This window comes from Novosphingobium panipatense, assembly GCF_900182875.1.
In the GTDB taxonomy this organism is placed as follows: Bacteria; Pseudomonadota; Alphaproteobacteria; order Sphingomonadales; family Sphingomonadaceae; genus Novosphingobium; species Novosphingobium panipatense.
On sequence record NZ_FXUI01000001.1, the window covers coordinates 494,189 to 508,471 of the forward strand.

Sequence of the window (14,283 nt, forward strand, 5' to 3'; positions counted from 1 at the left end):
CCGGGGTTTGGTTTCCTGCGCCTATGGCTTTGTGCAACAGGAAGAAAGGCGGGCCGGCATCAGCCCGCGTTTCCCGAGATTTGTGTCAGAAGCCGAGATCTTCGATCGGGCCGTCGAAATTGCCGCCCAGCTTGTTCGTGGCTGCGGCCAGCTTTTCTCCCGGCAAACCGGCGATGTAGCCATCGATGATGCGTTGGTAGTTGCTGATCATCCCTTCGACGCGGCTGGAGAGGCGCATGAATTCGAAGCCCGAGGCGTGGACGCCCTTCTGCTGCAGCGGGATGTTCGAGTAGTCCTGACGCGGGATCGGCGGAAAATCCGGGCTGTCGAACGGCAGCACGATCGGTTCCATGACCGGCTCCGGTTCCTCTCCCTCAGGGAAGAACGTAAGCGACCAGATCTCGAAGAAGCAGCTTTCGGGCCCGAGCGGTCGGATGCGGTATGCCGACATGGAACTGAAGTAGGGCAGCAGGAAGTAGTGCGGGAAGAGGAACTCCACGGCGTTCACCGGATCCGACTGCGCCACGGCGATAAGATCGGGGATCGGCTCCCCACGCTCCTTCAACTGGGCGCTGACCTGGTGCATGACCATGCCCAGCCACATCATCATGGCCTGGCCCTTGTCCTCGGGTAGCCCCTGCGTGGCGTGCTGGAGCGATCGCGCGATTTCCACTTCCTTGCTGTGGAGCATTCCCGCCATGCCTTCGCTGAGCAGTTCCATGTTGCGGATCTGCGCCGCGATGTTTTCCTCGATGGTGAGGCTGGAATCCGCCATCTGCGGATGGCGTTCCGGATTGTCGGCCATCGCGTACATGCTGTCGTACATGGTTGGCACGGCAAGCTGGAGCTGGGGGTGCGTCTGCATCACATGGTAGCCTTCCATGAAGGCTTCCATCGCGATCTTCCAGTTGGCCGGCAGCACGGTGCCATAGCACCATTCCGCGCGCAGCTTGTGCAGGTTGTGCGCTTCGAGGCGGTCGGCAACGGGGCCAAGGCTTTCGCGAACGGAGGGCGCATCGTTGTCGTGGTTGATCCAGACGCAGCCGCCATAGACTTCGGCGCGGCAGGGAATGAGGTTGATATCATCCTCATCGATCTGGCGATCGGAGAACAGGTGCTTGCCGTAGACGAGCGTGTTCTCGCCATCCATGTTCCAGCGCCAGCCGTGAAACGGGCAGACAAAGCCGCTCTTCGCGCAATTGCCGTGGGCCGTGGCATGCGAGGAGCCAAGCGGCGAACCGCCCGCAAAGGGGACGCCCCGGTGGCGGCAGGCGTTGTTGAAGGCCTTCACGCCCGTCTTCGTGCGAACGATGATGACGGACTTCCCTACGTTCTCGTACTCTATCCAGTCGCCTATTTCGGGAATCTGCTCTTCCCGGCAGGCCATCTGCCAGACGTGTGGCCACAGATGATCTACTTCCGCCTGATAGAACTCCGCGTCGTAGTACCGCTTTACCGGGATCCTCTCAGGATCGTCGATCGGGAACGGCACCGGCCGCAGACCGCCATCGGCTGATTTGAGCACTTCCAATACCTCTCGCTCTGACTCTGGTTATGTTGAACCAGTGTACAGGGCTACGCTGCAGAGGCAATCCGTGCCAGTTCCGCGCGGGATCGCACGCGCGGTAACTGGGCTTGACCGAGGAGGAAGCGGCGGGCACCGGATCAGGCCCGCCGCCGGTCATGCCGGCTTTACGAAGCTGTCGAGCACGCGCTTGGTCCCGGCCTGTTCGAACGCGATTTCAAGCTTGTTGCCTTCCTGGGCGAGCACCGCGCCATAGCCGAACTTCTCGTGGAAAACGCGATCGCCCACGGCGACGTCGGTGCGCGGCTTGGCGGCGAAGCTGGCGGCGCTGCGGGTGGATTCCGCGACCCGGCGCGGCGTCGCGTCGTACTCGCGGCTGGCGGCGCGTTGCCAGCCCGGCCCCCGGGTGACCGTGCGCGATGGCTGCAGGCGCGCCACGTCCGCGAAGGGATCGGTGTGCTCCGACCACTGCGCGCGCCACAACGAGGCGCCGCCGGTAAGCGTCGTCTCGCTTTCGACATGATCGTCCGGCAGTTCGGCGATGAAGCGCGAGGGGATCGAACTTGTCCACTGGCCGTATATGCGGCGGTTGGCGGCATGGAGAATGGTGCACTTGCGCCGTGCGCGCGTGATCGCCACGTAGGCGAGCCGGCGCTCCTCCTCGAGGCTGGCAAGGCCTCCCTCATCGAGCGCGCGTTGCGAGGGGAACACGCCCTCTTCCCAGCCGGGTAGAAAGACGTTGTCGAATTCCAGTCCCTTCGCGGCGTGCATGGTCATGATCGTGACCTTTTCCTCATCCGCCGCGTTCTCGTTGTCCATGACGAGGCTGACGTGCTCGAGGAAGTCGCCAAGGCTGTCGTATTCCTCCATCGCCCGCGCAAGCTCGACCAGGTTTTCAAGGCGGCCGTTGGCCTCGGCGGTTTTTTCCGCCTGCAGGGCATCGGTGTAGCCGCTTTCGTCCATGACCGTGCGCAGGAGGTCTGCCGGGCCGACCGTCGCCGACAGGTCTCGCCAGCGGGCGAAGTCGCGCATCAGGGAAAGGAAGGTGTTGCGGGCGCGGGCCGGAAGCTCGTCCGTGTCCGCGATTTCGATGGCGGCGTGAGCGAGCGGGATGCCGCGTCGGCGGGCCAGCGTGTGCAAGGCCTCCAGCGCCTTGGCGCCGAGGCCGCGCTTGGGCGCGTTGTAGATCCGTTCGAACGCCAAGTCGTCGGCCGATTGGGCGATGACTCGCAAGTACGCGAGGGCATCGCGGATCTCGGCCCGCTCATAGAAGCGGAAGCCGCCAACGATCCGGTACTTCATACCGATCGAGATGAAGCGGTCTTCGAACTCGCGGGTCTGATATTGCGCGCGCACGAGGATTGCGATCTGATCGAGCGGAGCGCCCTCGCGCTCAAGGCGTTCGATCTCGTCGCCGACGCGGCGCGCCTCCTCCGGCCCATCCCAGACACCGATCACGCGGACCTTGTCTCCGGCGTGACGCTCGGTCCAGAGAGTCTTGCCTAGGCGCTCGCTGTTCTCGTTGATGAGCCCGGAGGCGGCGGCCAGGATCTGCGGCGTAGAACGGTAATTCTGTTCAAGCCGGATGACCTTGGCGCCGGGGAAATCCTTTTCGAAACGCAGGATGTTCGCCACTTCGGCGCCGCGCCAGGAATAGATGGACTGGTCGTCGTCCCCAACGACGCAGATGTTCTGGCGGCCCTGCGCGATCAGACGCAGCCATAGGTACTGCACCTGGTTGGTGTCCTGGTATTCGTCCACCATGACGTACTTGAAGCGCTGTTGATACTGTTCCAGCACATCGCGATTGGTGCGCAGGATGTTCAGCATGTGCAGCAGGAGATCGCCGAAGTCACAGGCGTTCACCGCCCGCAGCCGCTCCTGGTAAAGCTGATAGAACTTCTGCCCTTTACCGTTTGCATAGGCTTCGCTCTCCCCGGCATCGAGATCGCCGGGGTTGAGACCGCGATTCTTCCAGCGATCGATGCAGCCGGCGAGCTGCCGGGCGGGCCAGCGCTTCTCGTCCAAGCCTTCGGCCTGGATCAACTGCTTGAGCAGGCGCAGTTGATCGTCCGTGTCGATGATCGTGTAGTTCGACTGCAGGCCTACCAGCTCAGCATGGCGGCGCAGCATCTTGGCGGCGATGGAGTGGAAGGTGCCGAGCCAGGGCATGCCTTCGACGGCCGGGCCGATCAGGTGTCCCACACGCTCGCGCATTTCGCGCGCGGCCTTGTTCGTGAAGGTGACGCAGAGGATTTCACTGGGCCAGGCGAGGCGGCTGCGGACAAGATGAGCAAGCCGTGCGGTGAGGGCGGCCGTTTTCCCGGTGCCCGCGCCGGCCAGCATCAGCACAGGCCCTTCGGTGGTGAGAACAGCGTCGCGCTGCGGCGCGTTCAAGCCGCTGATGAGCGGATCGTTCTGATCCGCGTCGGAATCGCTAGCAGGAGGGAAGTAAGGATTGTTCACCGTGAACAACTAGGGAACGGAGTGGCTCGGCGCAAGCCCGGTTCGTCGCGCCTCCGGAACGATTGTCGGTGCCTTTCGTCATTGAGGCAGCGTAACGATAACGGAGAGTGAGAATGCGCAAGGTTTTGCTCGCAAGTTGTGGTGCTCTCAGCCTTCTGGCGGCTCCGGCCATGCTTCAGGCGCAGAGCGGGGCAACCCAGCCTCGGCCGATGGACATGCCGGCGAGTCCGCCGGCCAAGCCGTCGCCGCCGATCACGTCCGCCACTACCGGCGCTCCTGCGCCGACGCTGACAACGGAGCAGCGGGGCCTCTACGACGCGTGGACGCCCGATCAACGCAGGGATTACGAAAGCTGGCCTAACGATTACAAGGTCTACTACTGGACGCTCAATGCCGAACAGCAGAAAGGCTACTGGGCGCTGACGCCAGACCAGCGCGGGCAGATCTACCAAATGACACCCGAGCAGCGGCAAACCGCCTGGAATTCGGTTGTCCAGCAGCTGCGCGGCGAAACGCCCACAACCCCGCCGGGACAAGCGAACCCGCCGGGACAGGGCATGCCGACGACAGGTGTGCCCGATCCCCGGGCCGCCGGCCAGGCGGCGCCTCCTGCGATGCCGGCGGACCCATCGTACCAGGGCGGCCCCTACAAAGGTGCGCTGACCCCGCCGCCCGCGACCGCCATGGACAAGGAATATCCACGCTGCACGAAAACCGTCACGGACAACTGCCGTAATCCCGGCGGCAAGTAAGCGGTCGAGCCAGCCGGGCCAGCCGGGTCAGGCGACGCGGCGAAGCAGGTGCAGCCGCGCCTTGCCGACATCGCGTGTGGCATCCGCCTCGAAGCCGCGCAGGGAGACGCTTTCTCCCTTCGCGGTTTCCAGGCTGACCCAGGTGCTCTCGCCGATCCAGCCCAGCCGGGCGAGCTTGTCTATGGCGACGCTTCCCGCCCCGGTGTCGTAGGGCGGGTCCAGAAGCACGAGGTCCAGAGGCTCCTTCGCCGGCCCGAGCGAAAGCACGGACGACGCGCGCACATCACTGCGCGCCTGTGCCTGCAGGTTGGAGATGTTGCGGCGGATTGCACGAATCGCCCCGGCGTCCTGATCCACGAAGAGGCAATGCGCGGCACCGCGCGAAAGCGCCTCGAGGCCGAGTGCTCCGGATCCGGCGAAGAGATCCGCCACCTTGAGCCCGTCGAAGTCGCCAAGGCGGCTCACCAGCATCGAGAAGAGCGTCTCACGCGTGCGATCGGCCGTCGGGCGGGTGGTGTCACCCTCCGGCGCGGCCAGCTTGCGTCCGCGCCACTCACCCGCGATGATGCGCAGGTTGCCGCTCACGCCTTGCTCTCCGGCAGGGTACGGCGGAAGTTCTCCAGATCGCGCTGGCTGATTTCGCCCGCGGCGCCTTTGGGCAGATCGCCAAGACGGAAGGGACCGTAGGCAACGCGGATCAGCCGGCTGACCTGAAGGCCGAGCGCTTCGAGAACGCGGCGCACCTCACGGTTCTTGCCTTCGGTCAGCGTCATCTCGATCCACTGGTTGCGGCCGGTCCGGCGCTCCATATTGGCGTCGATGCGGCCGTAGATCACGCCGTCCACCTCGATGCCTTCCATGAGATCCTCAAGCTGCGCCTGCGTGATGTCGCCGAAGGTGCGGGCGCGGTACGTGCGGGGCACGCCGGTCGCCGGCAACTCGAGCTGGCGCTTGAACTCGCCGTCGTTGGTGAGCAGCAGCAACCCTTCGGTGTTGAGGTCGAGGCGGCCGATCGGCATTACGCGGCCAGCGCCCGGCGGCAGGGCATTGCGCAACGCGGTGTAGATCGTCGGGCGCCCGGCAGGATCGCGCTCGGCGGTGATAAGGCCGCCGGGCTTGTGGAACAGGAAGAGGCGCGTGCTTTCCGGGTCGCGGACGGGGGTGCCGTCCACCGTGATGCCCTGAAGGCTGGTGAGGACGGTAGCCGGTGTGTCGATCACCGTTTCACCCAGCTTCACGCGGCCTTCCGCAATCATGCGCTCCACTTCGCGGCGGCTGGCTATGCCTGCACGTGCGAGCAGCTTGGCAATGCGTTCGCCTTCGCGGGCCGGAAGCGAGGGGTCCTTGGGCGTGGGGCCAGCGGCGCGAGGGGCAGGTCCGGGGCGGCTGCGCGGACGAGGGCCGGCGGGCGCGCCGCCCGGCGAGCCATCCCGGTATCCATCGCGCTGCCGGCCGCCGCGCGAACTGTCGCGGCCGGATTCCTGCCAGGTGCCCGGGCGACGTTCGGCGCGGAACTCCGTCCTCTCTCCACGGTGATCCGAAACCGGCGCGCGGCTCCGTCCTTCGCTGCGATAGCTGTCGGAGCCGCTGCTCCGTGCATCCCGGCGCGGACCGCCGCGAGGCGCTTCGGAGTGAGCGGCCGGGCTGCGGCCCGGTGCCCGGCGAGCATCGCGCTCATCCTTATGGCGCGCCCCGGAGGCCCGAGAGCTGTCACGGGTGCCGCCGTCGCGCGGACCACGCCGGGGCAGCTCGTCGCGAAAATCGTCCCGGCTGCCGATACGGGGGGCCTCGCGCCGGGCGGGACCACGCGAACCGCGTCCGCCGCCTTCGCCCCTGCCGGCCCTGGACCGTTCCGAATCCTCGCGGCGTGGTCCGCCGTCGCGGGATGCGCTGCCGAAAGCGCCGCGTTCGCCACGGCCGCCACGCGGTGCGCCGCCGCCGGAAGCGCCTTTGCCGCCGCGCGGGCCGCCACGGGAAAAGCCATCGCGGCCGGAGCCGCCAGATCTGCTGGGAGGTTTGGACATTCGATCGCCCATACCTGTTGATCGCCGCTTCATCCAGCCTTCCCTTCGCGTCCGTGCCCGCTAAGTTGGCCCGAACCGACTTTAAGGAGACCGGCGTGGACGCCAGTAACAGTGCAGAGCGTCGAAGCGTCTGGAATTCCATCAAGCCCTATTTCGAGCGGGAATCGCTGGCAGCCTTCATGCTGGGGATGTCCTCGGGCTTCCCTTATGCGATGATCGGCGCCACGCTCACGACCCGGCTCGCGCAGGACGGGATCGACAAGAAGACCGTGACGGCGTTCACCCTGGCGTTCCTGGTCTACAATCTGAAAGTCTTCTGGGCATGGATCATAGACGGCGTCCACCTGCCGGTCCTGCACCGGCTGGGGCAGCGCGTGTCGTGGATGCTGGTCTGCGGCCTCGCCGTGATGGCGGCCGTGCTGAACCTCGCGCTGGTCGATCCGTCGTCGGATATGGGCGCTACGGTACTGGCGGCGGTGCTGGTCGGCGTGGCCGGCGCCAGCTTCGACATCGTGATCGACGCCTATCGGATCGAGACGCTGAAGCCGTATCAGCTAGGCACCGGATCGGGCATGAGCCAGTACGGCTGGCGGATCGGCTCTGCCGGAGCCGGCGCCCTGGCGCTTGTCCTGTCCGCCCGCTTTGGCTGGAGTGTCGGGTACGCTGCTTGCGCGCTCTTCGCGCTGCCTGCCGTGCTGACCGCGCTCATCCTGGGTGAGCCGGAGCGGCGCAAGGTCGTGGTCGAGAAGAAGGGGATGGCCGAGGTATGGTCCTCCATCGCGGGGCCGTTCCGCGAATTCTTCCAGCGCCATGGTGCGTTCCTGGTGCTGCTGTTCATCCTTGTACACAAGATCGGCGACACGCTTGCCAATCTCACGTTCCGTCTCCTGTTTGATGACCTTGGATTCACGAACGACGAGATTGCCATCTATGATATCGGCCTTGGCTTCTGGGCCTACATGATCGGTGTGTTCATTGGTGGCGTCGCTTATGCCCGCCTCGGCCTGAAGCGATCGGTGCTCCTTTCGCTGGTTCTGATGGGCGTCTCAAACCTGAGCTTCGCGGCGCTTGCGGCGGCGGGACACAGCAACTGGGGCATGGCTGGCGCCATCGGGTTCGAGAACATCGCTTCGGGCTACGGCGGGGTGGTGGTCATCGCCTACTTCTCCGCCTTGTGCGACCTGCGCTACACGGCCGCGCAGTACGCCCTGATCTCCGCCGGGGCGAGCGTGGTGGGGCGGCTCGTCACCGGGACCACGGCCGGCGCCCTGATCGATGCCATGGGGTACGTCAACTTCTACCTGCTGACTACCGTGGCCGCGCTTCCCGGCATCGTGCTGTTCTGGTGGCTCAGCCGCAGCGGTCTTGTCGACGAGGCGTTGGGGACTGCCGGAGAAGTCGGGCCGGACGAGCCGCCGGCTTAAACCGGAAGCTCGCCATTGGCGCGCAGGACGGCACCGGCAAGATAAAGCGAGCCCGCGATCAGGACCGATCGCGGGTTGCGCGTCTCAAGCCGGCGAAGCGCGGTTTCCACGTCCGGCGCGCTCGATGTTTCGAGCGGCCAGTCCGCAAACGCGTCGGATGCGTGGCATTCATGCCCGGGCACCGGTACGATCGTCACGCTTTCCACCAGTCGGTGCAGTGGATCGAGCAGGGCGGCCGGGTCCTTGCCCGCGATCATGCCGAGGATCAGATGAGGCGCGATCTCCCGCTCGCGCAGGAACGCCTCCAGCGCCAGACCGGCATCGCGGTTGTGCCCACCGTCGAGCCAGACGGCGGTGCCGGGGACGAGCGCGGTGAGGGGGCCGTCACTCAGAAGCTGCATTCGCGCCGGCCAGCGCGCATTGCGAATGCCCTCCGCGAAAGCCGCCGCGTCGATCCGCAGAGTGTCCTGCCGCCGCAGCATCGCCACGGCCAAGGTAGCGTTGTCGGCCTGGTGTGCGCCCGGCATCTGCGGCAGGGGCAGCGTGAGCGATCCGTCGCGGTCTTCGAACCAGAGCGCATCGCTTGTTGCCTGCGCCTTCCACGTCTCGCCCCGCGCGAAGAGCGGCACGTCCTCGGACGCGGCGAGCGATTGCAGGAAGGCGGCGACCTCCGGCGTGTAGGCCTGCGTCACCAGCGGTACGTGAGAACGGCGGATGCCCGCTTTTTCAAAGGCGATGCGCGTCAGCGGTTCGGCAGGCGTGTCTTCCTCGGGAGCGAGGAGGAACCGCTCATGATCGATGCCGAGCGTCGCCATGCCGCAGACCAGCGGCGCCGGAAGGACGTTGGTGGCGTCGAACCGGCCCCCTAGGCCCACTTCAATCACGCAGGCGTCTGCCCGGTGGCGTGCGAAGGCAAGAAAGCTGGCGGCGATCGTGGTCTCGAAGAAGCTGACCTCAAGCCCCCCGGCGGCATCAAGCACTTCGCCAAGGAGGCTCGCCAGTTCGTCATCTCCGATGAGTTCGCCTGCAATGCGGATGCGCTCGTTGTAACGGACGAGATGCGGGCTCGTGATCGCGTGGACCGTGTAGCCCTGCGCTTCGAGGATGGAGCGCAGGAAGGCGCAGGTCGATCCTTTGCCATTGGTACCGGCCACGTGGAACGCCGGTGGGATGGCAAGGTGCGGATCGCCCAGCCGCGCCAGCAGGAGGCGGATGGCGTCAAGCCCGATCCGCCCCTGCGGCAGCGAAAGCGCGGCGAGCCTGTCCAGCTGCGCCTGGACTGCGGGCGCGTCGGACACGGCGAAGTCACGCATCGTCAGCGGGCCGCGTGAACAGCCTGCGCCAGGGCGGCGGTGTAGTCCTGCAGAGCAGCGGGCGCTGCGTCGCCGTGCTGCTTGATGATGTCCACAAAGGCGGAGCCGACGACGACGCCATCCGCCACACGGGCGATGGCCGCAGCCTGATCGGGCGTGCGCACGCCGAAGCCCACGGCAATCGGAATGTCCGCCGACGCCTTGAGACGCGCCACGGCCTCTTCGATGGCGCCTTGTGCCGCCTGCTGCATGCCCGTGATGCCGGCGACCGAGACGTAGTAGAGGAAGCCGGAGGACCCCTCGAGAACTTTGGGCAGGCGATTGGCGTCCGTCGTCGGTGTGGCGAGGCGGATCAGCGAAACGCCTTGCGCGCGCAGCGCCGGGCCGAGGGAGGCATCTTCCTCGCTGGGGATGTCGACGCAGATGACGCCGTCCACGCCCGCTTTTGCGCATTCCCGTGCGAACCACTCCGGCCCGCGTACAGTCATGGGGTTGGCATAGCCCATGAGGACCAGCGGCACGTTGGGATGGCGGCTGCGGAAGTCGCTTGCGAGGCGGAAGATGTCCGCCGTGGTCGTGCCCTTGGCGAGGCTGCGCAGGTTCGCTTCCTGAATGGCGGGGCCGTCCGCCATCGGATCCGTGAAGGGCATGCCCAGTTCGATCACGTCCGCGCCACCGGCGACGAGGGCATCGAGGTTGGCTGCGGTGTCGCCATCGCCTCCGGTGATGAAGCAGACGAGCGCGGGGCCTTTGGCGAAAGCGGTTTCGAAGCGGGTCATCAGGAGAACAGCGTCTTTCCGGAATAACGAAGAACGGCAGCGGTCAGGCCGACGTAGATGGCAAGATAGGCGAGGCTGATGCCGATGTCGGTCCAACTGCCCCGGAAGGCGAAGGCCCAGAAATAGCCCGCGCCTGAAAGGTCGACAGATCGTGCTCTGACGAGATCCGCAAGAACCTTGATCGCCGGGAACACGGCCATCCAGAGCACGGTGGCGTCGATCAGCGACCGCTGCCACCCACCCTTCCTCAAAGCTTCACTCCCAGCGCCTCGGCGACGGTGAAGATGTCCTTGTCGCCGCGTCCTGACACGTTGACGACGAGGATCCTGTCCTTGTCGAGTTCCGCCGTGAGCTGCGGCAGGGCGGCGAGGGCGTGCGCGCTCTCAAGCGCGGGGATGATGCCTTCGAGCGCGCAGCAGAGCTGGAAAGCCTCAAGCGCCTGGTTATCCGTGATCGGAACGTAGCGCACGCGTCCGGTTTCGTGCAGCCAGGAATGCTCGGGGCCAAGGCCGGGATAGTCCAGGCCTGCGCTGATGGAATGGGCCTCGGTGATCTGCCCGTCCTCGTCCTGCAGCAGGTAGGTCTTGTTGCCATGGAGGATGCCCGGTCGACCGCCCGTCAGCGAAGCGGCATGTTGGCCGCTCTCGATCCCGTGCCCACCCGCTTCGATACCGACCATTGCCACGTCCGGATCGTCGAGGAAGGGGTGGAACATGCCGATCGCGTTCGATCCGCCGCCGACCGCCGCCACGAGCATGTCGGGCAGGCGACCCTCGGCCTCCAGCATCTGCTCGCGCGTTTCATTGCCGATGACGCTCTGGAAGTCGCGGACGAGTTCCGGATAGGGGTGCGGTCCGGCCGCCGTGCCGATGATGTAGAAGGTGTCGTGCACGTTGGCGACCCAGTGACGCAGGGCCTCGTTCATCGCGTCCTTCAGGGTTTCGGCACCGCTGGTGACGGGACGGACTTCGGCACCGAGCAGCTTCATGCGGAACACGTTAGGCGCTTGGCGCTCGACGTCCTTGGCGCCCATGAAGATCGTGCAGGGCAGGCCGAAGCGCGCGGCAACGGTTGCGGTCGCCACGCCATGCTGGCCTGCTCCGGTTTCGGCGATAATGCGTGTCTTGCCCATGCGGATGGCCAGCAGGATCTGGCCCACGCAGTTGTTGATCTTGTGGGCACCCGTGTGATTCAGGTCTTCCCGCTTGAAGTAGATCTTCGGCCCTTTGCCCTCGGGGGCGAGGCCGCGGAAATGCTCGGTGATGCGCGGGGCCGGGTACAGCGGGCTCGGCCGTCCCACGAAGGTCTTGAGCAGATCGTCGAACTGCGCCTGGAACGCCGGATCCTGCTTTGCGGCGCGGTATTCCTTTTCCAGGTCCAGGATGAGAGGCATCAGCGTCTCAGCGACGTAGCGCCCGCCGAACTGACCGAAGTGACCGGTCGCGTCAGGGTAGGAACGCAGCGAATTCACGGGCGGTTGAGCAGTCATGCGCCGGGCGATGGCAGAGGGCCGTAATCTTGTCCAGACGGCATGAAGGCGAGGGAGCAAAGCACCGGGGCATGCGCGGCGTCTGCACATGCTCGCGTGGGCACACCCGGTACCTCCTTCAAGTGCGAAAAACGCAAGCAATCTGCTGTAAAAGCAACATTGTACCCGGGAACCGGACTTTTCTGCCACTTATGAGGGTTTGAAGAAATTTCCGTTCATCTGGCCGCAAGGAAACAAGGCTCAGCGGGCCGCCTCCCGGTGAGGGCCGGGAGATTATTGGAGTACATAATATGCGTATTGCACTTGTTTCGCTCGCTGCGGTTGTTGCCGTGGCTGCTGCCACCCCCGCCCTGGCTAATGAAGCGCGCGTCGAAGCACGCGGCGGCGTGATCTGGGACGGCAGCAACAGCGAAGCAACGCTCGGCGTCGCAGCGGGCTACGACTACGACCTCGGCGAGACCGCCTTCATCGGCATCCAGGGTTCGGCTGACAAGATCCTGACGGACGACACCCGCGTTTCGTGGGGCGTGGGCGGCCGCATCGGTGTCGTCGCTGCTCCGGGCACTAAGGTCTATGCCCTGGCAGACTGGCAGTCGAAGAACTGCAAGTACTGCAACAGCGCCGTTGGCGTTGGCGGCGGCGTTCAGCAGGACATCGGCACCCGCTACTACCTGAAGGCTGAGTACCAGCACCTGCTTATCGGCGACAACACTCCCGACGCCGACCGTGGCCTCGTGGGCGTGGGCGTCAAGTTCTGATCCTTCAGATCTGATCGCTGCGAAAGCAGTGTAAGCCAGGAAGGGCGGTCCGAAAGGGCCGCCCTTTCTTCATGCGGTCCGCTTCTTCACGCCGCCGAGCGCACGGCCGAACAGAAGGCCGCGATCCGCCCTGCATCCTTGATGCCCGGGGCGCTTTCCACGCCCGAGGACGTATCCACCAGCGGCGTGCCTGTGAGACGCACGGCTTCGGCGACGTTGTTCGGCGCAAGGCCGCCTGCGAGGCCCCAGGCGACCGGCCCCTTCCAGTGCGCGACCAGATCCCAGTCGAAGCTCAGGCCCATTCCACCGGGCAGGGCGCCGCCCGGCGTCTTCGCATCGAACAGCACAAGATCAACCGCGCCCGCATAGCCTGCCGCCTTCGCCACGTCCTGCGCGCTGGCGACGGAAAGAGCCTTCCAGACAGGTATTCCAAAGCGCGACCGCAACTGTGCGGCGCGCTCTGGTGTCTCGCTCCCGTGAAGCTGCAGCGCATCCAGACGGGCGGCACCGACGGCCTCCCCGATCAGGGTATCGTCCGCGTCCACGAAGAGACCCACACGGCCGATGCGGCCCTCGGCCCGAGCGGAAAGCGCCATCGCCTCGGCCGGGGTGACGGCGCGTGGGCTCTTGGGAAAGAAGACGAAGCCGGCATGATCGGCGCGGGCGCGAATAGCCGCATCCAGCGAATCGCCGGTGCTGATGCCGCAGATCTTGATGGCCGCTGTTGGCATGGTCTCGCTCAAGCTTCGACCCGCGCAGGTGCGGGCCCGGGGAGAATCGACAAGGCGCTATCTAATGCCCCTGACGGCTCCGGCAATGGCGAGACGTGATCGGCCGCGCAGGGATTTCGCAGGGGTCGGGCAACCGGCCGGCGCGTGCCCGCCGGTTGCTCACTTTGGCTCCTGCGGAGGAGTGCTCAGGGCGCCAGTTCGAACTGCACGTTGACGTTGACCGTCATTTCCAGCTCTCCCGCCGCGACCGGTGCGGGCGCAGAGGCCATCGAATCCCGTGCTTCCTTGCGAACGTACATGACAGGTTGGGGCGCATAGCCGCCGTTTTCGCTGACCGAGACGATCCGAGCCACGCGCAGGCCCGCCGCCCGGGCGTAAAGCTCCGCGCGGCTGCGGGCGATCTTCATGGCTTCCATGCGTGCCTCGTCCATGGCAGCCTCTGGCTCGGACAGCATGAAGTCGGGCCCGTTCACCTGGTTGGCGCCCGCCGTGACAAGCGCATCGATCACCTTGCCCATATCGCCGAGCTTGCGCTGGCGAACCGTGACCGAATTGTTCGCCTGATATCCAACGATCCGCTGCTGGCCGTTGTCCTCGTACGAACCGTCGGGCAGGCGCTTGGGCTGGGCGTAGATCGGGCTGACGTTGAGGTTGCTCGTCTGCACGTCCTTGTCCGCGATGCCTGCGCGCTTCAAAGCGGCCATCACCTTCGTCATCTGCTCCGAATTGGCCGTCAGCGCCGCGCTGGCGGTGGAGCCCTGCGTCGTTACGCCGGCGTTGTAGCTCGCAAGGTCCGGTTCGCGGGTGGAAGACCCCTTGGCATTGATGGTGAGCAGGGTGTGGCCTGCCGTGATAGAGGGCAGGGGGCCTTGCTGCGCGAGCGCGGGGGCGGGTGCCGCCGCGAGCATTCCGAGGGCAGTGGCGGCAAGCAGGCTCAGGCGTGTCATAAGAAAGTGCTCTCCCGAAGTTGGACCAGGGGAGCAACGGTCTGGACGCGCGCGGGTTGCCGCCGTGTGAACGGC

At 65.8% G+C, this 14,283-nt stretch carries 13 protein-coding genes; 3 read left to right on the forward strand and 10 right to left on the reverse strand.

The window, feature by feature from the left end; genetic code table 11:
• Positions 1–85 precede the first annotated feature (85 nt).
• Complete coding sequence (locus tag QOL62_RS02340) at positions 86–1,525, reverse strand: aromatic ring-hydroxylating oxygenase subunit alpha (protein ID WP_283405030.1); 1,440 nt, start codon at positions 1,523–1,525, stop codon at positions 86–88.
• Between the two features lie 156 nt (positions 1,526–1,681).
• Positions 1,682–3,991 carry an ATP-dependent helicase gene (locus tag QOL62_RS02345; RefSeq protein ID WP_430438265.1) on the reverse strand — a complete coding sequence of 770 codons (2,310 nt, stop codon included), beginning with the start codon at positions 3,989–3,991 and terminating at the stop codon, positions 1,682–1,684.
• A 113-nt stretch (positions 3,992–4,104) separates the two neighbouring features.
• Here QOL62_RS02345 and QOL62_RS02350 point away from each other — a divergent pair, with 113 nt between their 5' ends.
• Positions 4,105–4,743, forward strand: a complete 639-nt coding sequence (locus QOL62_RS02350) for a hypothetical protein (protein ID WP_283405031.1) — start codon at positions 4,105–4,107, stop codon at positions 4,741–4,743.
• Between the two features lie 27 nt (positions 4,744–4,770).
• Here the strand turns inward: QOL62_RS02350 and rsmD are convergent, their stop codons facing one another.
• Both rsmD and QOL62_RS02360 read right to left on the reverse strand, forming a co-directional pair.
• Positions 4,771–5,328, reverse strand: coding sequence for a 16S rRNA (guanine(966)-N(2))-methyltransferase RsmD (gene rsmD / locus QOL62_RS02355; RefSeq protein ID WP_233203731.1), 558 nt, complete (start codon positions 5,326–5,328; stop codon positions 4,771–4,773).
• Positions 5,325–6,767 (reverse strand): pseudouridine synthase, encoded by a 1,443-nt coding sequence (locus tag QOL62_RS02360; protein ID WP_283405032.1) that lies wholly within the window; start codon positions 6,765–6,767, stop codon positions 5,325–5,327. The genes rsmD and QOL62_RS02360 overlap by 4 nt, the downstream gene beginning before the upstream one ends.
• 95 nt (positions 6,768–6,862) lie before the next feature.
• Here QOL62_RS02360 and QOL62_RS02365 point away from each other — a divergent pair, with 95 nt between their 5' ends.
• A complete protein-coding gene (locus QOL62_RS02365) occupies positions 6,863–8,191 on the forward strand; it encodes an AmpG family muropeptide MFS transporter (protein ID WP_103727788.1) in 1,329 nt (442 codons plus the stop codon).
• Here QOL62_RS02365 and QOL62_RS02370 read toward each other — a convergent pair.
• Genes QOL62_RS02370 through trpB form a run of 4 tightly spaced genes read right to left on the reverse strand, consistent with a single transcriptional unit; the run spans position 8,188 to position 11,772 of the window.
• Positions 8,188–9,504, reverse strand: a complete 1,317-nt coding sequence (locus tag QOL62_RS02370; protein ID WP_283405033.1) for a bifunctional folylpolyglutamate synthase/dihydrofolate synthase — start codon at positions 9,502–9,504, stop codon at positions 8,188–8,190. The genes QOL62_RS02365 and QOL62_RS02370 overlap by 4 nt on opposite strands.
• Before the next feature lie 2 nt (positions 9,505–9,506).
• The gene (gene trpA / locus QOL62_RS02375) at positions 9,507–10,283 is read right to left on the reverse strand and encodes a tryptophan synthase subunit alpha (protein WP_103727786.1); all 777 of its coding nucleotides are present in this window, start codon (positions 10,281–10,283) and stop codon (positions 9,507–9,509) included.
• Positions 10,283–10,534, reverse strand: coding sequence for a hypothetical protein (locus QOL62_RS02380; RefSeq protein ID WP_103727785.1), 252 nt, complete (start codon positions 10,532–10,534; stop codon positions 10,283–10,285). Before QOL62_RS02380 ends, trpA begins: the two co-directional genes overlap by 1 nt.
• Entirely contained in the window at positions 10,531–11,772 is a 1,242-nt protein-coding gene (gene trpB, locus QOL62_RS02385) for a tryptophan synthase subunit beta (RefSeq protein ID WP_283405034.1), read from the reverse strand. The genes QOL62_RS02380 and trpB overlap by 4 nt, the downstream gene beginning before the upstream one ends.
• Positions 11,773–12,062: 290 nt before the next feature.
• Here trpB and QOL62_RS02390 point away from each other — a divergent pair, with 290 nt between their 5' ends.
• Complete coding sequence (locus tag QOL62_RS02390) at positions 12,063–12,530, forward strand: outer membrane protein (protein WP_103727783.1); 468 nt, start codon at positions 12,063–12,065, stop codon at positions 12,528–12,530.
• Between the two features lie 86 nt (positions 12,531–12,616).
• Here the strand turns inward: QOL62_RS02390 and QOL62_RS02395 are convergent, their stop codons facing one another.
• A complete protein-coding gene (locus tag QOL62_RS02395; RefSeq protein ID WP_283405035.1) occupies positions 12,617–13,261 on the reverse strand; it encodes a phosphoribosylanthranilate isomerase in 645 nt (214 codons plus the stop codon).
• 185 nt (positions 13,262–13,446) lie between these two features.
• A complete protein-coding gene (locus tag QOL62_RS02400) occupies positions 13,447–14,208 on the reverse strand; it encodes an SIMPL domain-containing protein (RefSeq protein ID WP_283405036.1) in 762 nt (253 codons plus the stop codon).
• Between the last annotated feature and the right edge of the window lie 75 nt (positions 14,209–14,283).

What these genes read in the sequence shown, in the direction of transcription:
- trpB (WP_283405034.1), bottom strand. Translation starts at nt 11,772, where the DNA reads ATGACTGCTCAACCGCCCGTGAATTCGCTGCGTTCCTACCCTGACGCG.
- QOL62_RS02350 (WP_283405031.1), top strand. Translation starts at nt 4,105, where the DNA reads ATGCGCAAGGTTTTGCTCGCAAGTTGTGGTGCTCTCAGCCTTCTGGCG.
- QOL62_RS02395 (WP_283405035.1), bottom strand. Translation starts at nt 13,261, where the DNA reads ATGCCAACAGCGGCCATCAAGATCTGCGGCATCAGCACCGGCGATTCG.
- QOL62_RS02370 (WP_283405033.1), bottom strand. Translation starts at nt 9,504, where the DNA reads ATGCGTGACTTCGCCGTGTCCGACGCGCCCGCAGTCCAGGCGCAGCTG.
- QOL62_RS02360 (WP_283405032.1), bottom strand. Translation starts at nt 6,767, where the DNA reads ATGTCCAAACCTCCCAGCAGATCTGGCGGCTCCGGCCGCGATGGCTTT.
- QOL62_RS02390 (WP_103727783.1), top strand. Translation starts at nt 12,063, where the DNA reads ATGCGTATTGCACTTGTTTCGCTCGCTGCGGTTGTTGCCGTGGCTGCT.
- trpA (WP_103727786.1), bottom strand. Translation starts at nt 10,283, where the DNA reads ATGACCCGCTTCGAAACCGCTTTCGCCAAAGGCCCCGCGCTCGTCTGC.
- QOL62_RS02400 (WP_283405036.1), bottom strand. Translation starts at nt 14,208, where the DNA reads ATGACACGCCTGAGCCTGCTTGCCGCCACTGCCCTCGGAATGCTCGCG.